Origin of the sequence: Lapidilactobacillus bayanensis (genome assembly GCF_003946695.1) — a bacterium.
GTDB lineage: Bacteria > Bacillota > Bacilli > Lactobacillales > Lactobacillaceae > Lapidilactobacillus > Lapidilactobacillus bayanensis.
Genome location: NZ_RHOX01000020.1, coordinates 12,310 through 32,420, shown reverse-complemented (window position 1 = coordinate 32,420; position 20,111 = coordinate 12,310). Strand labels below are relative to the sequence as shown.

The 20,111-nt window shown below is 39.8% G+C and carries 16 protein-coding genes and 1 pseudogene; 14 read left to right on the top strand and 3 right to left on the bottom strand.

Annotated features, from left to right (window positions below; all coding sequences use genetic code 11):
- Positions 1 to 21 precede the first annotated feature (21 nt).
- The 5 genes and pseudogenes from nrdG (at position 22) to EKM65_RS08330 (ending at position 5,449) form a co-directional block, all read left to right on the top strand.
- Positions 22 to 606: an anaerobic ribonucleoside-triphosphate reductase activating protein gene (gene nrdG, locus EKM65_RS08350; RefSeq protein ID WP_125607451.1), complete on the top strand. Its 585-nt coding sequence runs from the start codon at positions 22 to 24 to the stop codon at positions 604 to 606.
- A 212-nt stretch (positions 607 to 818) separates the two neighbouring features.
- Entirely contained in the window at positions 819 to 1,679 is an 861-nt protein-coding gene (locus EKM65_RS08345; protein WP_125607449.1) for an NAD(P)H-binding protein, read from the top strand.
- 9 nt (positions 1,680 to 1,688) lie between these two features.
- Positions 1,689 to 2,117, top strand: coding sequence for an Rrf2 family transcriptional regulator (locus tag EKM65_RS08340; RefSeq protein ID WP_125607447.1), 429 nt, complete (start codon positions 1,689 to 1,691; stop codon positions 2,115 to 2,117).
- 268 nt (positions 2,118 to 2,385) lie between these two features.
- Positions 2,386 to 3,494, top strand: a pseudogene (locus EKM65_RS08335) (lactate oxidase).
- 293 nt (positions 3,495 to 3,787) lie between these two features.
- Complete coding sequence (locus EKM65_RS08330; RefSeq protein WP_164506878.1) at positions 3,788 to 5,449, top strand: aryl-sulfate sulfotransferase; 1,662 nt, start codon at positions 3,788 to 3,790, stop codon at positions 5,447 to 5,449.
- 281 nt (positions 5,450 to 5,730) lie between these two features.
- On the opposite strand, the gene thiD is transcribed toward EKM65_RS08330, so the two are convergent.
- The 3 genes from thiD to EKM65_RS08315 all read right to left on the bottom strand — a co-directional run bounded on the left by thiD (position 5,731) and on the right by EKM65_RS08315 (position 8,461).
- Positions 5,731 to 6,549 (bottom strand): bifunctional hydroxymethylpyrimidine kinase/phosphomethylpyrimidine kinase, encoded by an 819-nt coding sequence (thiD, locus tag EKM65_RS08325; protein ID WP_125607443.1) that lies wholly within the window; start codon positions 6,547 to 6,549, stop codon positions 5,731 to 5,733.
- 114 nt (positions 6,550 to 6,663) lie between these two features.
- Complete coding sequence (locus EKM65_RS08320; protein WP_125607441.1) at positions 6,664 to 7,716, bottom strand: sensor histidine kinase; 1,053 nt, start codon at positions 7,714 to 7,716, stop codon at positions 6,664 to 6,666.
- A 70-nt stretch (positions 7,717 to 7,786) separates the two neighbouring features.
- Positions 7,787 to 8,461, bottom strand: coding sequence for a response regulator transcription factor (locus tag EKM65_RS08315; RefSeq protein ID WP_125607439.1), 675 nt, complete (start codon positions 8,459 to 8,461; stop codon positions 7,787 to 7,789).
- An 828-nt stretch (positions 8,462 to 9,289) separates the two neighbouring features.
- On the opposite strand from EKM65_RS08315, the gene EKM65_RS08310 reads away from it, so the two are divergent.
- The 9 genes from EKM65_RS08310 to EKM65_RS08270 all read left to right on the top strand — a co-directional run bounded on the left by EKM65_RS08310 (position 9,290) and on the right by EKM65_RS08270 (position 19,753).
- Positions 9,290 to 9,790: a nucleoside 2-deoxyribosyltransferase gene (locus EKM65_RS08310; protein ID WP_125607437.1), complete on the top strand. Its 501-nt coding sequence runs from the start codon at positions 9,290 to 9,292 to the stop codon at positions 9,788 to 9,790.
- 66 nt (positions 9,791 to 9,856) lie between these two features.
- A complete protein-coding gene (locus EKM65_RS08305) occupies positions 9,857 to 10,639 on the top strand; it encodes an ABC transporter ATP-binding protein (protein WP_125607435.1) in 783 nt (260 codons plus the stop codon).
- Positions 10,614 to 12,674, top strand: coding sequence for an FtsX-like permease family protein (locus EKM65_RS08300; RefSeq protein ID WP_164506877.1), 2,061 nt, complete (start codon positions 10,614 to 10,616; stop codon positions 12,672 to 12,674). Before EKM65_RS08305 ends, EKM65_RS08300 begins: the two co-directional genes overlap by 26 nt.
- Before the next feature lie 60 nt (positions 12,675 to 12,734).
- Entirely contained in the window at positions 12,735 to 13,469 is a 735-nt protein-coding gene (locus EKM65_RS08295) for an MBL fold metallo-hydrolase (protein ID WP_125607431.1), read from the top strand.
- Between the two features lie 340 nt (positions 13,470 to 13,809).
- Complete coding sequence (gene spxA, locus EKM65_RS08290) at positions 13,810 to 14,208, top strand: transcriptional regulator SpxA (protein ID WP_125607429.1); 399 nt, start codon at positions 13,810 to 13,812, stop codon at positions 14,206 to 14,208.
- A gap of 842 nt (positions 14,209 to 15,050) precedes the next feature.
- Entirely contained in the window at positions 15,051 to 16,289 is a 1,239-nt protein-coding gene (locus EKM65_RS08285) for an MFS transporter (RefSeq protein WP_125607427.1), read from the top strand.
- Between the two features lie 336 nt (positions 16,290 to 16,625).
- Positions 16,626 to 17,315 carry an adaptor protein MecA gene (locus EKM65_RS08280; RefSeq protein ID WP_125607426.1) on the top strand — a complete coding sequence of 230 codons (690 nt, stop codon included), beginning with the start codon at positions 16,626 to 16,628 and terminating at the stop codon, positions 17,313 to 17,315.
- Between the two features lie 440 nt (positions 17,316 to 17,755).
- Entirely contained in the window at positions 17,756 to 19,009 is a 1,254-nt protein-coding gene (locus EKM65_RS08275) for an O-antigen ligase family protein (protein ID WP_125607424.1), read from the top strand.
- Between the two features lie 114 nt (positions 19,010 to 19,123).
- Positions 19,124 to 19,753, top strand: coding sequence for a YveK family protein (locus tag EKM65_RS08270; protein ID WP_164506876.1), 630 nt, complete (start codon positions 19,124 to 19,126; stop codon positions 19,751 to 19,753).
- Positions 19,754 to 20,111 lie beyond the last annotated feature (358 nt).

Here is a 20,111-nt window from a genome sequence, read left to right as displayed (position 1 = left end):
TTAGAGAAAGAGTGTGAGCATTTGCCTGAAAAAGCTGTTAAATTACCAAAAAATCCTGAGCCAGGTGAATGGCGCGCCGCCGATTTAAGTTTAAAGTATATCGCTGATTACAAACCATTTAACTTTGTTGATGGTGAGGGTGTTCGTTGTAGTCTTTACGTTTCAGGTTGCCGTTTTGCTTGCCCCGGATGTTATAACGCCGCTGCCCAGAATTTCCATTATGGGCAACCTTATACGGAAGAATTGCAAACGCAGATTTTGAATGACTTAGGTCAATCTTACGTGCAAGGATTAACGTTACTAGGTGGCGAGCCTTTCGTGAATACACAGGTGTGCTTGCAGCTCATTGACGCGTTGCATGAACGTTTCGGTCACACTAAGGATATCTGGTCTTGGACTGGCTATACATGGGATGAACTGATGCAAGAGACGCCAGACAAGCTAGAATTATTAAGTAAGATTGATATTCTTGTTGATGGCCGTTTCTTGTTAGCTAAGAAAGATCTGACCCTGCAATTCCGCGGGAGCAGTAACCAACGAATTATTGACGTTCAAAAATCATTATCCCAAAACAAGGTTGTGCTTTGGGATAAGTTAGTTAAATAATATGGATCATCAAAGCCAACTTCTATTTTTTTGAAGATGGCTTTTTTTGTGTGTTCGGGTTATCGTGGTGGTTTAAAGTTAGACGAGAATGGTGTGTCCATCACGAAATTAGAAAAAATATTTTTCGAGTTCAGCTTGTTGACATTAAAATAACAAGTGTTAAACTAAAACTTGTTAAAAATAAATAAACAAGTGAATGGAGATCTTAATTTATGAAATATGCAATTACCGCAGCAACCGGAAAATTTGGCACGATTGCAGTACAAAAACTTTTACAATTAGTGAATGAGAACGATCAAGTAATTGCCATTGTTCGCAATTTTGCTAAGGCTCAACAAGTTTTGCCGAGCGAGGTGATTCTTCGTGAGGCAGACTATAATGATGAACAATCAATGACGTCGGCATTGCAAGGTGTTGATCACGTCTTATTTATTTCGTCACAACCTGGTGGCAGCTTGCCGCGGTCCGAGCAACAGCGCAATGTGGTTAAGGCTTTGACACAAGCCAAGGTTAAATTCGTTGCTTATACAAGTTTCCCGCATGCACAAACGGCCGTCGATTCTTTAGCTGCGGATCATAAGTTAACCGAGGATTTAATTGTAGAAAGTGGCATTGCTCATGCTTTCTTACGTAATAATTGGTATTTGGAAAATGAAATCGGCTTTTTACAAAGTGGACAACAAAATCAGACCGCTGCATATTGGGCCGGTCATCAAGCCGGCTGGGCCTTGGAACGTGAATATGCTGAGGCGGCTGCTAAAGTATTGACAATGGAAAAGCCACAACAAGTCTATGAATTCGCTGGTCCGGCAAATAGCTATCCTGATTTAGGTGCAGCCTTGCAACGAGCAACTGATCAGCAGGTTAGTGTTAAACAAGTGACACGCAATCAATATATTGAAGGTTTAGTGGCGACTGGTCTGGACAAAGCAACTGCAACAATGTTTGCATCATTCCAAGAACCAATTGATGATGGCGCTTTGCAAGAAGAAACAGTTGATTTACCGAAAGTTTTGGGTCACAATTTAACTAGTCTTCCTGAAGCAATCAAGGAAATTTTAAAACGAAATTAGGGTGAAACCGTGAAGTATTCTTATAAATTAAGCGACGCGATTCATATCTTGACGTATTTAATTGTTTATCGCGATGACGATTTGTCTAGTAAAGCCATTGCCGCGAGTATCGAAACCAATCCTAGTACTGTTCGTAATTTAATGACGGATTTAAAGACCGCTGGCTTAATTAATACGCGTCAAGGAAGTTCGGCGCCGACGTTGAGTACTTCACCTGCAGAAATAACGGTTTTGGATGTTTATCAAGCCATTAAGATGGATCATGACTTGCTTCATATTGACCCTAAAACCAACCCTCAATGTATTGTCGGCGGTAATATTCAAGAGACCCTGAATGAAGTTTACGCCGATATTCAAGACACGGCTTTTCAGCGCATGAGGGCAATCACGATTCAAGATATTGTTGATGGCGTGTTGCAACGTCATGCGGCAAAATAATTATCGTGATTAGTCGCTTTAAAAAGTGAGACCAAAAATCTCGCATCAGTGTTAGGCTTTTTAGCGTTACAATTTTGGTAATTAGCAACAAATCTTGCGATTAACGTTTGCCTGAGTGCGGCAATGTTAATCGCACTTTTTATTCTCGTTTTGGCTTTATCGTTACTGCAGAAATATTTAAATTAAGGACACTTTGAAGTAAGGTTACTTGTTTGTAAAAAGTCAGCAAATTACAATGGATCTATTAAGTGATCTGGAGGTCAATAATATGACAATTGTGAATGGCTATGAACAAAGTGATCGTGAAGAACATATTCATGTTTTGAATTTGGAATCTTTAGAAGCACGAGCTGAAAAATTATTCCTAAAGGCGGCTTCGGTTATATAGCTGGTGGTTCGGAAAATAATTGGACTTTGGCCCAAAATCGTGTTGCTTTTACGCACAAACAAATTTATCCGCGGGCATTGGCTAACATTGATCAACCCGATTTAAATACGACAGTTTTCGGAATTAATTTGAAAACGCCAGTGATGATGCCACCACTAGCTGCACAAGGTTTGGCTCACGCTCAAGGTGAGAAAGATACGGCCAAAGCATTTGCTGCTGAAGGTGGCTTGATGGCACAGAGCACCTATTCTTCAGCTTCAATTGCTGATACGGCTGCTGCCGGCAATGGTGCACCACAATTTTTCCAACTATACATGAGTAAGGATTGGCACTTCAATGAAGCAGTTATTGATGAGGCTAAAAAGGCGGGTGTTAAGGGAATTATTGTTACCGTTGACGCAACAGTGGATGGTTATCGTGAAGCTGATATTATGAACGACTTCCAGTTCCCAATTCCGATGGCTAACCTAGAGAAATTCAGTCAAGGTGCTGGTAAGGGTCAAGGCATTGGTGAAATTTATGCCGCTGCCGCTCAAAAAATTGGCCCAACTGATATTCGTCGGATTGCAGCATACAGTGGCTTACCGGTGATCGTTAAAGGAATTCAAACACCAGAAGATGCAGCATTAGCAATTGGTGCCGGCGCTAGTGGCGTTTATGTTTCTAATCATGGTGGTCGGCAATTAAACGGTGGCCCTGGTTCATTTGATACGTTGAGTGCCATTGCTCAGGCTGTTAATGGCCGTGTTCCCGTTATTTTTGATAGCGGTGTTCGTCGTGGCTCTGATGTTTTCAAGGCGCTAGCTGCAGGTGCGGATTTAGTTGCCATTGGTCGTCCGTTTGTTTACGCTTTAGCATTAGGTGGCGCAATTGGCGTGCAAGATGCTATCCAAGAGATTAACCACGAGTTTGCGACAATCATGCAATTAGCAGGTACTAAGACTATTGCAGCTGTTAAGCAGACTAATTTAGCCGACTTTAAGTATTAACATTAAATTGAAAACTTACCCAAAGTCAAAAGGATTTAAGCTACTCAAGTTTTAACGAGTAGCTTAAATCCTTTTTGATTTGGTGAACGTTCGGCATTATTTAGAGCCAGTTTTATTGCCATGATTTTTTGAAGTTCATCGTGAATGTTGCCAGATATTCGTTTAATCTTCACATTTTGGACAAAATTTGTTGTTATTGTATTTAGAGTGATTTTACATAAATAGCCATTTATAATTGGTGAAAAGGGGCGTTTCTCATTAAAAAGTCAACGAAGATTATTACTGCAGTTGTGTTGGCTGCAGCAATTATTGCTGCTGGAACTGGGCTGTGGTGGCGGTATTCAGAGCAGGCCAAACGGATTCAGGCAGGGGTTATTGATAACGAACAAATCAAAAAGAATCTTGCTAGTAAATTAGTAAAGACTCGCCAGAATCAGCAAAAGGCTGCCGTCAAAAAATATCAAGCAGCACTTCAAGACTCGCAATATCGTTTGAATAATCCCTATATTAAAGTGAATCCCTATGGCCGTTCACCGTTATCGGCACTGGCAATTTTTCAAACCGATGAGGCTAGTAAAATTTCCTTGACGGTTGTTGGCAAGACGAGCAAGACTTCGATTTCGACAACGTACAAGACTTACAGTAAGCAACATCAAATTAGCATTCTGGGCTTATATGCTGATTATCAGAATACAGTGAAAATTACAGCGACGACCAAGTCTGGTCAACAGACAACTAAGGTCCTGCATTTAAAAACCGCGTCGCTGCCGAGTAACTTAGCATCGGTTAAAGTTGATGTTAAAAAAGCCGATAAAACTAAGATGGCAATCGGTAACAATAAGTTGACCTTCATTGTCCGGACGACTAAACAACCATTTGCGATTGATGCAGATGGTGCGATTCGTTGGTATTCAACGGATTATTCGCAGCATGTTTTCAAGCAATTGGCCAATGGTCATATTTTGCGATTAGCTAAGAAAAATAACGACGCGTTAATCTATAATGAAATGCTCGAAGAAGATTATACTGGTCGTGTTTACAAAGAGTATCATTTTGGGACCGGTGCGGCAGATAAAAATTCGGATACTGACGCAGAATATACGTTGATCCATCATGATGCGATTGAATTACCAAATCATAATATTTTGGCAACAGTTTCTGATGGGACCGCTGGTAATAAGAATACTAAGAACCAGTATGTCGAAGATACGATTGTTGAGATATCTCATAAGACAGGTAAAATTGTTAAAGTAATCGACTTGAAGAAAATTTTGCCTTCAAGTATGTATACAGCTAAAAGTTTGATGCACGGAACAGCTAAAGACTGGTTTCATATGAATTCACTGTATTATCAAAAGAGCACCGGTGACTTAGTTATTTCTGGTCGTCATCAAGATATGGTCTTCAAAATAAATTACAAAACGCTAAACTTTAAATGGATTTATTGTGGTAAAAAGAAGTCGGCTTGGCCTAAATCATTGCAGAAATATGTCTTAACACCGACAGGTACGACTGGCTATACTGGCGGTCAACACGCGGCAATTCTGTTACCAAGCACAACAAATAAGACCGATGTTTTAGCCCTGTTTAATAATAATGTCGCCATTACCAATGGTCAAAAATCAACGAGCAAGAAATATTCTCAAGCCGTGGTTTATAAAATTAATTTGCAGCAAAAGAAGATTACTAAGGTTTGGAGCAATGGTCAAGATCAAGGTAAGAGTCACTTTAGTCTCGTTATTTCTAGCAATCGCTTAATGAGTAATGGCAACTTCTTGGTTGACTATGGTTATTTACAAGAAGGTAAAGTGAGCAATGTTCAAGAAGTGACGAAATCTGGTCAACGTATTTTCAGCGTGTACTTCTCAAACTTAGGAACTAATGGTTATGTTTATCGCGCTGAACGCTTCTCGTTGTATCCGAATAACACGAGCGCTAGTCAAACTTATGAGTAAACCAAAAGCATTGAGCTAACAAGATCAAGGTCAGTTATTTTGAAATGGATTAAAGCAACTGGCGATAATTAAAATAAGCGTGAAGATTAATATGCCAATGATCTTCACGCTTATTTTTATATTGCTTATCTGTTACCGAATTAAGGTGGTAAAAACTAGAATCGTTATTTCAATTTGAACTAGTCATTTCGGCACCAATAATCGCACGCCATTAGCCTGTGTTACGTTGACACGAAGAAGAACAAGACAAATCATGCCAAGCTTAAATTGCTGACCTAAGGCTAGTCTGGTAGCTTCTTTGCTGCAGCCCAGTGGTTGATTGGCCCGAATTGGTGGCCAACTTCAATAGGATGGGCAATTGCTTCATGGACAAACTTTTTCGCTATTTTAATGGCAGTGGCAACATCGTTACCCTTAGCTAATTCTGCAGCGATGACAGCTGATAGCGTATCGCCAGTGCCATTCACGCGATTGGTGTGAATATATGATTCTGTTAAAGTGAAACTGTCGCCGTTTTCTAACAAGACGTAATCAGTCACTTCTGCTTGGCTCGCATCATCATGGCGTCCTTTTAGCATGACGTTTTTAGCGCCCAACTTTTGTAAAGTTCTCGCACCTTTGGCGATTTCTTCAGGTGTGTCTAAGGCTAATTCGGTTAACTTTTGCGCTTCGTAGAAATTAGGAGTTAGCACTGTTGCTAACGGTAATAATTTTTCACGGAAAGTTTCGTAGGCACTTTGTTCTAGTAGCATTGAACCGTGTTTGGTAATAATAACCGGATCGACGACCAAGGGGCCAAAATCAACCTTTTGATAATTGTCAGCGACAACATTAATGACGTCATCATTAGCCAACATACCGGTTTTACTAGCACGAATGTGGAAATCTTTAGCCAAAGTTTTAAATTGCTGTTCAATGAAATCAATTGGGATAATATGTGCAGCCTCAATTGTATAGGAATTGCCAGAAACTGCAGAGGTGATCAATCCCATGCCATAAACATTACGGCAGAAGAAACTGTGTAAATCGGCAGGCATGCCGGCGCTACCATCAGAATCGTTGCCAGCAATTGTTAGCGCTTGAATATAGTCATTTGTCATTATTAAATACCTCGATTTAAAGGATAGATGCTGTTAATAAAATAGTTTAACAAAAAAACTGTTTAAACACGTGCATTAAGTTTAGCCTGTACCGTTATACAAGTAAGAACGGTGTTATGGTTGCAAACGCTGCTTGCTACCAGGACTGTTGTAATAACTTAAGGTGGGGAAATGAATCGTAATCGTCGTGCCCACGCCAACTTCAGAAGTAGCAGAAAGACTGTGGCCTAATTTTTTTGCTAATTTTGCAGCGAGATATAAGCCTAGACCAGTGGCGTGGGTATCAGCGTTACGGCCGTTTTCACCAGTGAAGCCTTTTTCAAAAATTCGTGGCAAATCCGCAGTACTAATCCCAACGCCGTTATCAGAAATCTGCAATTGTAGATCTGCAGTCGTTACCGCCACGTTGATGGTGATAGTACCATTATCTGGTGTGTATTTCAAACTATTACTAATGATTTGTTGAATAATAAAATCAAGCCACTTCTGATCGGTTAAAACCGTGTAATCTAGGTTTTCTTGCTTCAGTTGAATGTGTTTATGAATGAAATAATTCATGTTGTCACGAATTACTGGATTAACAATGGCCTTCAAGTCATATTGGGCGATTAAGTAATCATTGGCAAAATTACTCAAACGCGAATAGTAGAGCACTTCTTCCACATAGTGATTAATTCGTTCGACTTCACTTGTTAATTGGTAATACTTCTGCTCGCCAATATCTAATTCTAAGTCATCGCTGATTAGTTGTAGGGCAGCCAGCGGGACCTTAATGTCATGGACCCAACTGTCAATAAATTCACGCTGGTCGTTTTGCTCAGCCACCACACTATTTAAAATTTGCCGGTGTGTGTCAATTAGTGTTTGTCCGTAAGTTTGAATTTGCTGTTCACTATAAGTGTGCGCGTCTTCAATCGGTGCATTCAAAATATTATCAGGATTTTTAATTTTTTGATCAATTTCTTGGAACCAACGGCGGCGATTCAAGTATAAAATAAATAAGAAAATACTCAAAAAAAGGACCATTAATAAATCCAAATAGAAGAGATTAACCAAAGCTAGGGTGTGTGAAGGATCCAACCAAATTAATAAATTCAGTAAGAATAAACCAATCAACCAGAAGCAAATTTGCAGTAAATGGTCACGCAAGAAAAAACGAAAATTCATAAGAGTCCTTTCTACGCAAAATGGGATAAATTTTGGCGTGGTAAGTCAGTAAGATTTAGTCAGATCCTTGTTAAGGGATTAAGTAACCTTGGCCAACTTTAGTGACGATGAAATCTTTTAAACCTGCCTGTTCAATCTTGCGACGCAGGCGATTAACATTAACGGTTAAGGTGTTGTCGTCAACGAAACGCTCGTCTTCCCAAAGTTCACGTAATAAACGATCACGGGAAATAATTTTACCGGGGGAATGCATCATAAATTGCAATAACTTGTATTCATTTTTAGATAGATTGATGATTTGCTCACCATATTGGGCGTCGCCACTTTGTAAATTGAGTTTTAAGCCGTTATGCTCTAAATACGTGGTGTTTTGTTCGTGATAACCATAGGTCCGCCGTAATAAGGCATTGATTTTTGCCATTAAGACTTCCATTGAGAAGGGCTTGTTTACGAAATCATCGGCACCCATATTCATGGCCATGACCATATCCATGTTGGTATTGCGGGACGAGATGAAAATAATGGGCACTTCTGAATTGTCGCGGATTTTTTGATTCCAATAATAACCATCATAAACAGGTAAATTAATATCCATTAAAACAAGATTTGGTTTCTGTGACTTGAATTCAGCCTCAACTTGATTGAAATCGCGAATGATATAAGCGCTAAGTTGCCATTTTTCAATGTTTTCGGCAATCAATTGAGCAATTGTTTGATCATCTTCGACAATCATCACTTTGTACATGCAGTCCGCCTCCTCAGCTAATTCTGATTCAATGTTACTGGTTTTAAAGTTAAAACACAAATAATCGCATGATTTTGTGCTGCAAAAATTTTGATTACAATGTTCGGTATTTTTTTGTGTGTATGGCATGACTTGCTGCAGTGAAGGTACTGATCAAAATAGTGGCAACTAGAACTGTTATTTTGTTGCTTTTTTGCGCTTGCACAAAGGTTGCATATGGAACGTGCGAGGTGCCGTGAGGGAAAATAAATACTTTCGCTGGAACGTGGTGGACACTGCTTGAAGCCAATTTTTACAAAATTGTCTTCAAGACAGGTCTTACTGTAAGTGGTAAACCACTAACAGTAATATCACCACTGAGCGGTATTTATTTTCCCTCACTAAACAAACGAGCGGGCAACCTTTGCGCAAGCGCTGAATTGACGAGCGGTTGAATTACCCTTTAAAATTTTGAGAAGCACAAACATGAAGTTAAATCGCACCACCAGATCTCTTTTGTCAGTGCCGGAGGGAAATCGCGGTCAGCCGCGGAATTGTTGTTAGTGGTTTACCACTTACAACAAAGCTTGAGTTTGAGACGAATTGGTTTTGATTCGGCTCAAACCAATGCTCGCAGCGTTCCACCAGCGCATTTTCCGCAGGCACGAAGAAGCGCAAAATAATAGTTCTAGGTTTTGTAATGTTCAAGGACCTCTCATAACTTACAAAACTGTTCGTTAATAGTCGTTGTTTTTTATTATTGATATAGTATGCTCATTATAAGAAAGTAATAACTGATATAATTAATTACAAACAATAAAATAAATCGAAAAGATCAAGGTGAATTTCATGGTTAAAGTATATTTGGCAGGTCCATTTTTTGATAAACATGGTTTTGAAGCACGACGAGTAGCACAGGTTAAAGCATTATTGGAGTGTAATGCAACCGTTGATGCGGTTTTTAGTCCCAAGGATGAAACGGATCAGGATCCGGATATTCAGAAGTTAACCCCGATGTCGCTGGAGTGGCGGCAACGCGTTTTTCAATGTGATTTGGACGGAATTAAGGGTGCCGATGTTTTAGTGGTGATTGCTGATTCCGAGACCAATCTAAACGGCTCCGACGATGGAACGACCTTTGAAGTTGGCTATTGGCACGCCCGTAATGAATGGCAGCGTGCACCGCAGTCATTGCCACCGTTGCCAGTTGTAGTAGTTGCTCAGGTAACTGAACGATTAAACTTGATGTTAGCTGAAGCAACGACTTATTTTACAGATACGCCTTTGGATTTGCGCGATTTAGATTTTGCGCATATTCCCGTTCGTGCTTATCATGGTGCAGTCATTTAAAAAAGCATGTAAGTAGTTTAGATTCATTTTTTGTACATTAATTGGATCATTAAGGTTAGGAGGATTGTGATGCGAATAGTTGAGGTTAAACAAGTATCCAAAAATTTTGGAGCGCGTGCTACTTTGGTGCGTGCGTTAAACAATTTGAGTTTTAAAATTGACCGTGGCGAATTTGTTGGTATTATGGGTCCTTCTGGCGCTGGTAAAACAACGTTGTTGAATATTGTTTCGACGATTGATCAACCAACAACAGGGCAAGTTTTTCTAGCTGGCCAAGAAATTACGCATTTGCCCGAAAGCGAGCTAGCTAATTTCCGTCGCGATCAGATCGGTTTTATTTTTCAAGACTTTAATCTACTAACTTCCTTAACTGTTCGTGAAAATATAATCTTCCCACTAACGTTGACGAAAATACCGACAGATGAGATTGAACTACGTTTGACGCACTTTAGTCAACAATTGGAATTAACTCAGTTACTAGATCGTTATCCCAGCGAATTGTCAATCGGCCAGAAGCAACGTGTTTCGGCGGCGCGGGCGTTAATGGCCAAGCCGCAAATTTTATTTGCTGATGAGCCAACCGGTAGCTTGGACTCAAAGTCGGCGACTGAGTTACTGCAATATTTGGCTACGATTAATTTGGAAGATGAGACGACGATTATGATGGTGACGCACGATGCCTTCACGGCTAGCTATTGTAATCGAATTTTATTCATTAAAGATGGCGCCTTCTTCTCTGAGGTTGTTCGTTCAGGGACGCGTCAGAAATTCTTTAATCAGATTATTGACATGCAAGCGGCAATTGGAGGAGGAGTGGTGCAACATGATTCTCAAAACCGCTTATCGTAACTTTCGTCGTCATTTAATCGGCCGGGCACTTTATATTGTGGCGATTTCATTATTGATTATGGTTGCTTATGCAAGTTTAGCTGCCTATAATGATCGAAAACTGCAACAAATGGTGAGCTTTGGTGGTATTTTTGTTTTACTGATTATTTTATTTGTGACGATCGTTCTTTTTAGCTTTGCGATTATCGTTTATGCCAACCGCTTTTTCATGAAGCAGCAACACCAAGAAATGGGTGTTTTATTAGTTTCGGGATTAACGCACCCACAATTGGCACTGCTATTCTCAGCAGAAAACCTAATGGGTGAGGGTTTACAGTTAGGCATCGGTTTGGTTTTAGGTTTGTTGTTTAGTAAGCTTTATAACATGCTCTTATTGCGTTTAATGGGCGTGGTTGCTGAAACAAATCATTGGTTTTCTGGTTCGGCTTTGTTAATTACGGCTGGCAGTTTTGTCGGCGTTTTTATTTTAGTTGCGTTAGTTGATTCGGCGCGCATAATCCGGCTCAAGATGGTCCGCCTATTATATCCGGAAAATAGTCACCGACATCGGCTGCAAACACCGCTAAATAGATTTTTAGCTTGGTTAGGGCCGGTCTTATTACTTGCTTGTTACTGTATTTTATTGCGGTTTAATTGGTTTCAATTTTTAGAGACATTGCGGTTTAATCAACCGGGCTCATATGCCACGTATTTCATCATTCTAACGCTCTTGCTGGGCGTCTGGCTAACATATCGTAATGGATTGCCAACACTCTTACACTGGCTAAGAAGTCGCCATAATGGCTTTGCTCGACGGCATCTATTGGATTTTGCTTTTACTGAGGATAAGTTCGTCGAACATTATCAGTCGTTAACGTTAACTACTTTGTTTGTGACGGCTTCGATTGTGATGCTGGGTTTGGCAGCAGTTTTATTCGCGTTTGGCAATCGAACGGTTCAAGAGGAAACACCGATCGATTTTGTGACTGACCACCAACATCAAGAGACGATCTTGAAGAAGATTCGCACACATGGCGGTAAAAGTAAGCAACTCACCAACTTCACGATTAAGATTACAGCGGCGCAATTGCAAGGGCCGCATGCACAAAAAATTATGCAGGGTCACGCCTTGCCATTAGAGATTATTTCGTTGCAGGATTATCGTAATGCACGTCGCCATCAACGAAACTTGCCCTTGTTGAACTTAACTGAAGATCAGGCTTTGTATGTATCACGCGATTTTTATCTGCAACATTTACCGGTTTCTGTTTTATTGCAAAACAAAATTCAACTCGCACAAAAAAAGATTCCTAAATTACAGATTGCAGCGTATTCGCGTGCCTATCCATTAGGTGGCTATTTGTTTTTCGATCGCTTGTTGGTTGTTTCGGATACTGTTTTTAAACAGATTACGACGCGTCATTCCCGGGAATTGTTAGCTTATTCAGTGAGAAAAATTGCACCAGCGGGTAAAACACTGAATGACATTGATGAAGCATCATATGTCGATGATGCCGTGCGTCAATTACAATTTGTTGACGCGAAAAAGTTAAGTCAAGTTAAGATGCACATTTACCAAGGACGCGATCATGATAAGGTCGCGCAATATGAAAGTAATAATTTTTACGTCCGCGGACCGACTCATGTGTTAATGCAACGTGCGTTAGGATTAACGGTTTTTGTTGTCGGAACATTGGGTGTTTTAATGACTTTTGCCTGGGCTAGTATTTTTTCATTACGTCAATTAGCCGAGGCGGATAATGACCGTTATGAATATTTAACGTTGAAGAAGATGGGGATTAATCAAGCTAAAATCAATCAAATTATTAGTACGCATAATCGGTTGATTTATTTGTTGCCGGTGATTTTTGGAATTGCGAATGGCTTGTTGATCATGAAGGTGATTGGTGGTAATCTCGATCACTTACAACTCGGACTATTGTATGCATTGACACTGGCAGTTTTGGTTATTTATGGCGCGTTTCATATTTTTACAGTTCATCGGTATCGACGCATTGTTGAATTAACGCGAACTTCTGAGCAACGACCGCGTTAATCGCACTTAATTTAAGAACGTCACAAGATGCGTGGCGAATTTTAAGAAAGGATGTTAGAAATGAAAATAACAGTTCTAGGTTATTATGGTGGTTATCCCACAGCAACAGACGGAACGACGGGCTTTTTAGTTGAAGATAGCGGCTATTCTTTATTGTTGGATTGTGGAAGTGGTGTCTTAAAAGTCTTGCAGCAATATTTGGATCCTTTGCAATTGGATGCGGTGATTTTAACACATTATCATCAGGATCATATTGCAGATGTTGGGGTATTGCAATATTACTGGCAATTACGGCAAGGTCAGCGTAAAGAAAAACTGCTACCAATTTATGGTAATACTGAAGATCCTCTGAATTTTGGCAGTTTAACTTGGCCAACCGCTACAATCGGTCGAGCTTATGATCCTGATGAAACTTTACAACTTGGCCCATTAACGATTACGTTTTGTCGAACCATTCACCCGGTACCAACCTTTGCGATGCGGATTGTTGATAAGATGGGTAAAATCTTAGTTTTTACAGCTGATTCACGATATTTTTCAGGGTTGACTGATTTTGCGCAGGCTGCTGATTTATTGATTACAGATACTAACTTCGATTCGACTAAAGTTGGCAAAATGTGGCATATGACGGCGGCACAATCTGGTCAACTTGCTTCGGCTGCACAAGCCAAGCAATTGTTGCTTAGTCATTTACCACAACAGATTGAACATCAGCGGATTTTACGTGAAGCAAAGCAGCAAGTAGATGGTATACCAATTCAATTAGCCAGTACGGGCCTCCAGATTTTACTTTAATTAGAATATTCACTGTTAAAAAGTAAGCAAGTTCCTTTACTCATAGGCTTTCACGACGTACCGGTTCACAATATTATTATTGTTCATTTGAAAAAAAATTATCAATATCATAAATTAACATTAAAATTGATTACAACCCTTCACCAATCGCCATTAATAATATAAAGGCTGTTATATCAATGCTCATCACTAGGACTTTAGACTGATTATGATACTTTTTAGATAGAAAAGTTAAAGAAAAGGCTAGTAATTATTCTTGATTATGGTTATAATAGACTTGTGAATTGATTAAGTGTTTCTGAACGTTAATCACAGATTTGTTGGTGAAGGAGCGAATGTTATGGTAAATTTATATACATCTCCAAGTTGCACATCTTGCCGCAAGGCGCGGGCATGGTTGAAAGAACATGATATACCTTTTAAAGAGCGAAATATTTTTTCTGAACCATTGACCAAAGATGAAATTAAACAAATCTTACGTATGACTGAAGACGGTACAGAAGAAATCATCTCAACACGTTCAAAAGTATTCCAAGAATTAGGAATTAATTTGGATGATTTAACAATGGATGAATTACTGGATCTAGTCGAGAAAAACCCGGGCTTATTGCGTCGTCCAATTATTATGGATGAGAAACGTTTACAAGTCGGTTACAACGAAGACGAAATTCGTCGGTTCTTACCACGTGAGGTTCGAGCTCTGGAGTTGCAACAAGCACAATTAATGGCAGGGTTCTAAAGTTTGAATAATTCAATTAAGCCCAAGACAAAGTGTTATTTTGTCTTGGGCTTTTTTCGTACGACAGTTGTTTCCTTATTGTCGTGTGGAATGTGGACCTTAGCGTGCTGAAATTAGAAACAGTTATATTGCTATTCTTCGTGCCTGCAGAGAAATGCGTTGGTGGAACGGTGCGAGCATCGATTTAAGCCGAATCAAAATCCATTCGTCTTAAATACGAGCTTTCTTGTAAATGGTAAACCATTAACAAGAATATCACGGCTGACCGCGATTTCCCTCCGGCACTGACAAAAGAGATGTGATGGTGTGACTTAACTTCAAATTTACACTTCTGAAAATTTTAAGGGGTAATTCACCCACACGTTAATTCAGTGCTTGCGCAAAGGATGCACTCTTGTTAGCTTAGTGGCGGCAAATAAATACCGCTCAGTAGTGACATTAATGTTGGCAATTTATTGCTTACATTAAGGCTCGCATTTGAGACGATTTGTACTTCAATCGGCTCAAATCGACGCCCACTACGTTCCAGCGACTAGTATTTATTTGCCACCACGTTACCTCGCACATTTCATAAGCGACCTTTGCGTAAGCGCGAAGAACGACAACAAAACAGTTTTAGTTGCCACTATCTTAATCAGCAGTGCTCACTACGTTCCAGTGACAAGTATTTATTTGCCGCCACGACAACGCGCCACGTTCCATAAGCAACCTTTGTGCAAGCGCGAAGGAGTACAATCTAGCACAGTTTTAGTATCTTCAATTCTTTTTGAATAGACTTGGTTTTTACAACGCGAATGTTGTATTATTTAGGCTATTACTAAGAGAGATTAGGTAACTAAGGTATGACTTTATTTTTTCGATTGAACCGTAATTTACAATTAAGAATGCTGACGGCATTTTTGAGTGTTTTGGTTAGTAATGCAATTATGCCAAACATGACCATCTATTATGCACGTTACTTTGGCGCGGGCATTACAGGTATTTTACTCATTGTTGCTTCGACACTCGGTTTCATCGCCGGTTTATACGGCGGTCACTTGGCGGACGTTTACGGTCGCAGACCAATCTTGCTAATTGGAAGTTGGTTGATGTGCGGCGGCGTTGCGGTTGCTGCACTGTCTAACTCACCGCTAGGTACGAATCCCATCACAACTTTTGTGGGCTTTATCTGCGCCCAAGTTGGTGGCAACTTTTCTTCGCCAGCTGATCAGGCGATGGTTATTGATCTAACAGATGGCAAGATTCGCCATAGTGTCTACGCAATCTTGTATTGGATTATGAATGTTAGTGTCATGATTGGGGCGGCTTTAGGTGGTTGGTTCTTCCGAGACTATTTGTTTGAATTGTTACTGGCACTTTTAATTACGTCGTTAATAGACTTGGGTATCATCCAATTCTTTATTTCAGAAACTTTTATCCCAGTCAAAAACGCCGTGAAAGGAAATGCGGTGCTTAAAATGCTCCGTTCCTATGCGACGGTTTTTGTGGATACCCCGTTTGTTTTCTTCTTGTTGAGTGAGTTACTGGTCAACGTCATCATGAATCAACCTGGCGCTTACTTGGCGGTGCATCTAGGTAATGATTTCCACAGTATGAGATTCTTGGGGTTAGAAATTTATGGACAGCGAATGCTTTCGGGCATCACGCTAATTAATACCGTCATGATTGTCACATCATTAGGATTCTTTACGAAGTTGACGCAGAAACTATCATTGTTTCGTGCTTATGTACTGGGACTTGGGATTCAGGCCACGGGCTACGCGGCCGCCTTTGTTTTAAATGACTTCTGGCCGTTGGTACTTTGTGCGGTCTACTTGACGGTCGGTGAAATGATTCTAGTTCCTTCAAGTCAGACTTTGCGTGCTGATTTGATGAACCCAGAGAAAATTGGTGCGTACTCAGGCGCATTCTCAGCAACAGGTCCACTATCGGCGATACTTTCAGGTGCCAGTGTAAGCTTGTCCGTCGTCCTAGGAAATTGGGGGATGGCGAGTCTCATGTTGGTTATTGCGTTGATTGCCATACTTGCAATCAATCAAACGAAGCGTTTAGCAAAAACGCAGCATCATGAAGACGAGTAAGACAACACCTCAACAAAATTGTGTGTTAACGGTGCTGATCAACCTTATTTTAAAGCCATATTAAGATTTGCAGCTATATTATTGCATCGGATTATAACATCAGAAAGATCCAGGAACCGACCAAGAAACTTGCTTCATTTACGCATAAGCTAACTTGTGCTGACAAAAACAACTAATGTGTCACAATATCAAAATAAACGAGTGTTTCCTAATGCTACCATGCGCAATTCTTTGTATTTTTCGCAAGGTTGATGTAGTATACTCAAATGAGAAGTAACACGACTTCTGTTACTTGATGAATTCAGCTAAATGGTCTGAAGAAATGAGGTGGACCGAATGGAAATGGAACGAGTCGATGATAATACGATTCGCGTTGTATTAGGTGCCGATGATTTAGAAGAGCGCGGTGTTACCATGCTGGATTTGCTCGGTAACCATCAACAAATTGAGAAATTCTTTTACAGTATTTTAGAAGAAGTCGATGCTGATCACATCTTTGCGAATAACGATGCCGTAACTTTTCAGGTGATGCCTAACAAAGACGGCTTAGAGTTATTAATTAGCAAATTAGATGATGATGAAAAAGAAGATAAGACTGCTTTAACCAAAGCATTAACTAATCGCGTTTCGAAGAATCAACATCAATTGAATGATTTGCAGAAGCTTTTGCAAACGTCAGATGCTGATGAAGACGGCGATGATTTAAGTCGTTATTTGCAAGATGAAGATGTCGATTATCGTGATGTTGTTTTAAAACTAGTTGATTTTGAGGCGATGATTCAATTAGCCGATGCTTTGCGACTAGAGGCTGGTGTTTCTAATCTTTATCGTTATCAAAATGCGTATTATGTTGAATTAGTATTGTTTACTGACGAAATGCGCGAAATGACACCGGATGATGCAATTACAATTGCCAATGAATACGGTGAAAAAACTAATGTGACACCTGAAGTGCTTAGCGAGTATGGTGAAAAAGTGATGGATCAGACAGCTTTAGAGTTAACACGTCATTACTTTCTTGCTTAAAAGTTGGCTTAGTCGCAACTTAATGTAATTTAATTGAATCAGTTTAATCAAGCTCATCGTAATTTCCTGTCTGTGCTGTGTTTATGCAGTCAAAGTCTAAGAAAATTACGATGAGCTTTTTTTGCGGCTGCGGTGCATTAACTAATTACTTGATTCGTGGCGTTTTTCCGCCCTTGGTGACGGCAAAATAACAAGTGTGTAAAAAGCATATTTGTTGAGATAGCTGGGGGAATGCGATTAGATATATATAATAAACGATTAAGATTAGCTCAAGAAAACTTTTGGATTGGTTATGTTTTGAAAAGATTCAATAAAGGGTTGGTAAATATTAAAAGATCAGCTAGATTGACGATAGAAGTGGCAGTCTTGCCCCAGTTCTAGTGACGAAATCTCAACAATAGCCATTATTTTGAAAAGTAACGACGAGGAGGGATAGTAGTGTGAGAATTAGGAAAACTAACTTGTTGTTGACCGATCAACCAGCACCGCCAGTTCAATTGTTACTGGTACTATGGGGAATCGGGTTAGCAACATCTCGGGTTATATTTGGTCTTAATTTATCGTTGACCACCGTTTTTTTACCTATTTTGTTGTTGGTTATCTTTTTAAGTTATGGTCGAAAGATTAAGTTTGATGGGATGGATCTTTTCCTAGGTTTCATTGGCGTTTATTCGTTGGTGGTCAGCACAATGCTTATTCCTATTTTGGTTCCTGGCGGGCACGTTGACACAGATGTCGTCGTGAAGTATTTAATCACCATTATTTATTTCTTCATCGCCCAACAGCTGCCATCCTCAGCGATTAAAACGATTTTTAAAGTCTTTGTTTACTTCAACGTGATTATTGCAGTAATCGGAATTGTCGGTGCTTTGACTGGTGCGAGCGGCTTCTTGTCATTTATGTATATGCCTGATTCTGAGCGTTTCTTTGGCTTGATGAATGATCCTAACTATTTCTCGTTAATTCAAGCCGTCTCTGTTTGTATTGTTATTGCAGCAGAAATTAAATTTAGGCATCCCTTCGTTTTAAACGTACTTCTAATCATTTCGATGTTACTGTCTGGGTCGAAAACGGCGATGATTGTTGCCGCTGCACTAGTTGCCATTATTTTCATCAAGTGGGCGGTCAATCATTTGAGTACTTTATATCGATTCTGCTTATTTCTTTTACCAGTAATTTGTTTGGGGATTTTGCTTTATATCACGAAACAACTCTGGTTTCCAGCCGTACAAGATTGGGGCAATGGCCTACTTGATCAGTCGCCAATTATCCAACGCCTAATGGAACTTTTTGAACCGGACGCCTTTAACTCTAGTGGTTCAAGTCGAACCGGTGCTTGGGAAACCGGCATCAGAATTATTCAAGCAGTTCATGGACTTGGTTTAGGAATGACTGATTATTTGGTTGCCTCGCAATCTTTATTCGATGTTCCTGTACTATCTCATAACACTTTTCTCCAACTTATGGCTCAATGGGGAATTGGATTAACCGTGATCTTCTTTGTGTGGCTAGCCGTGCAAATGTTCCAGAGTTTACGACTACAAAAGTTATTTGCTAGGACGTTATTGCTAGTCATCGTTGTGATTCTGATTTATTTTGTTGCCTTATCGCTCAATAATTCTGCACTTGTCTGGTTTGTGTTCGGCATGCTATTCTCCCAACGAGAGGATAGCTCCAGCAAATGTTTGAATTAGATTAACTATCTGTGTTAGGTTGATTCATTTTAGTGGTTACTGTATTTTTTGAAGATAATTCGAATGTTGTCTGGTGACATTAAGCAATGTTTACTGATGAAGGAGACTCTGCCCATGAAAAATAGAAGTATGAATGTAGATGACATGATGTCCGCTTTTCGGAAGAATATCTGGCTCATTATTTGTTTAACCGTGATTGGTGGGTTACTTGGCGTGTTCGCGGTCCATCGTGTGTTGCAGCCAACTTATTCTTCCACAAGTCGGCTGATGGTTATTCAGACGGAGAAAAACAGTTCTAAGCAAGCAACAACAACGCAATTTGTTGATCTCATTACAACTTATAAAGATATGGTGACCGATCCAAGTATTGTTCGGCCAGTGTTGAAAGAAATTAAAAGTACACAGTCTTATGATGGGTCCTTAGCAACGTTAACCCGCTCAATTAGTACGCAAAGCACTGCTAATTCACAGATTTTCTCAATCACTGTGACTGATACGAGTGCAAGACGCGCGGCGGTCACTGCTAACAAGTTAACTGCTGTCTTTCAGGAGCGTGCTTCTGCAATGATTCCTGGTGTCAAGACGGAAGTTTTATCGAAGGCTAGTCCTGCACCTTCAACTTCTTCGCCGAAAAGATGGATCACGGTACTCGCCGGAATGTTGGTCGGATTGCTAATTGGCGTGTTAATTGCATTAATGCGTGCACCAGTTGAACGTGACACCAGTCAATCCAGCACTAAATAAATTTACTGACCAGATTAATAAAACCACTTAAGATGTCGATCCCCCAGATTAGATTAAAGATCTAATCTGGGGTGATCGGCATTTTTTATGATCAAAAATCGTTTTGAATTTAGCGTCGCATTACTTTTCGGCACATTATTTTAAAGCAACGTTTGCGGCCGATTATTTTTTGATTAAGATCGCTTCAAAAGTAAGTCTGACAACTTGGACCATTTTCATTACTTGATATCAAAAAATAACAGCTATTATTAAAAAATCACAATAAAACAGTAGTTATTTATTAGTAAAAACAAATGAATTCAATTAAATTTAAAAATAAATATTTAAATTAAGCGTTGGTATGACAACTTTTATAATT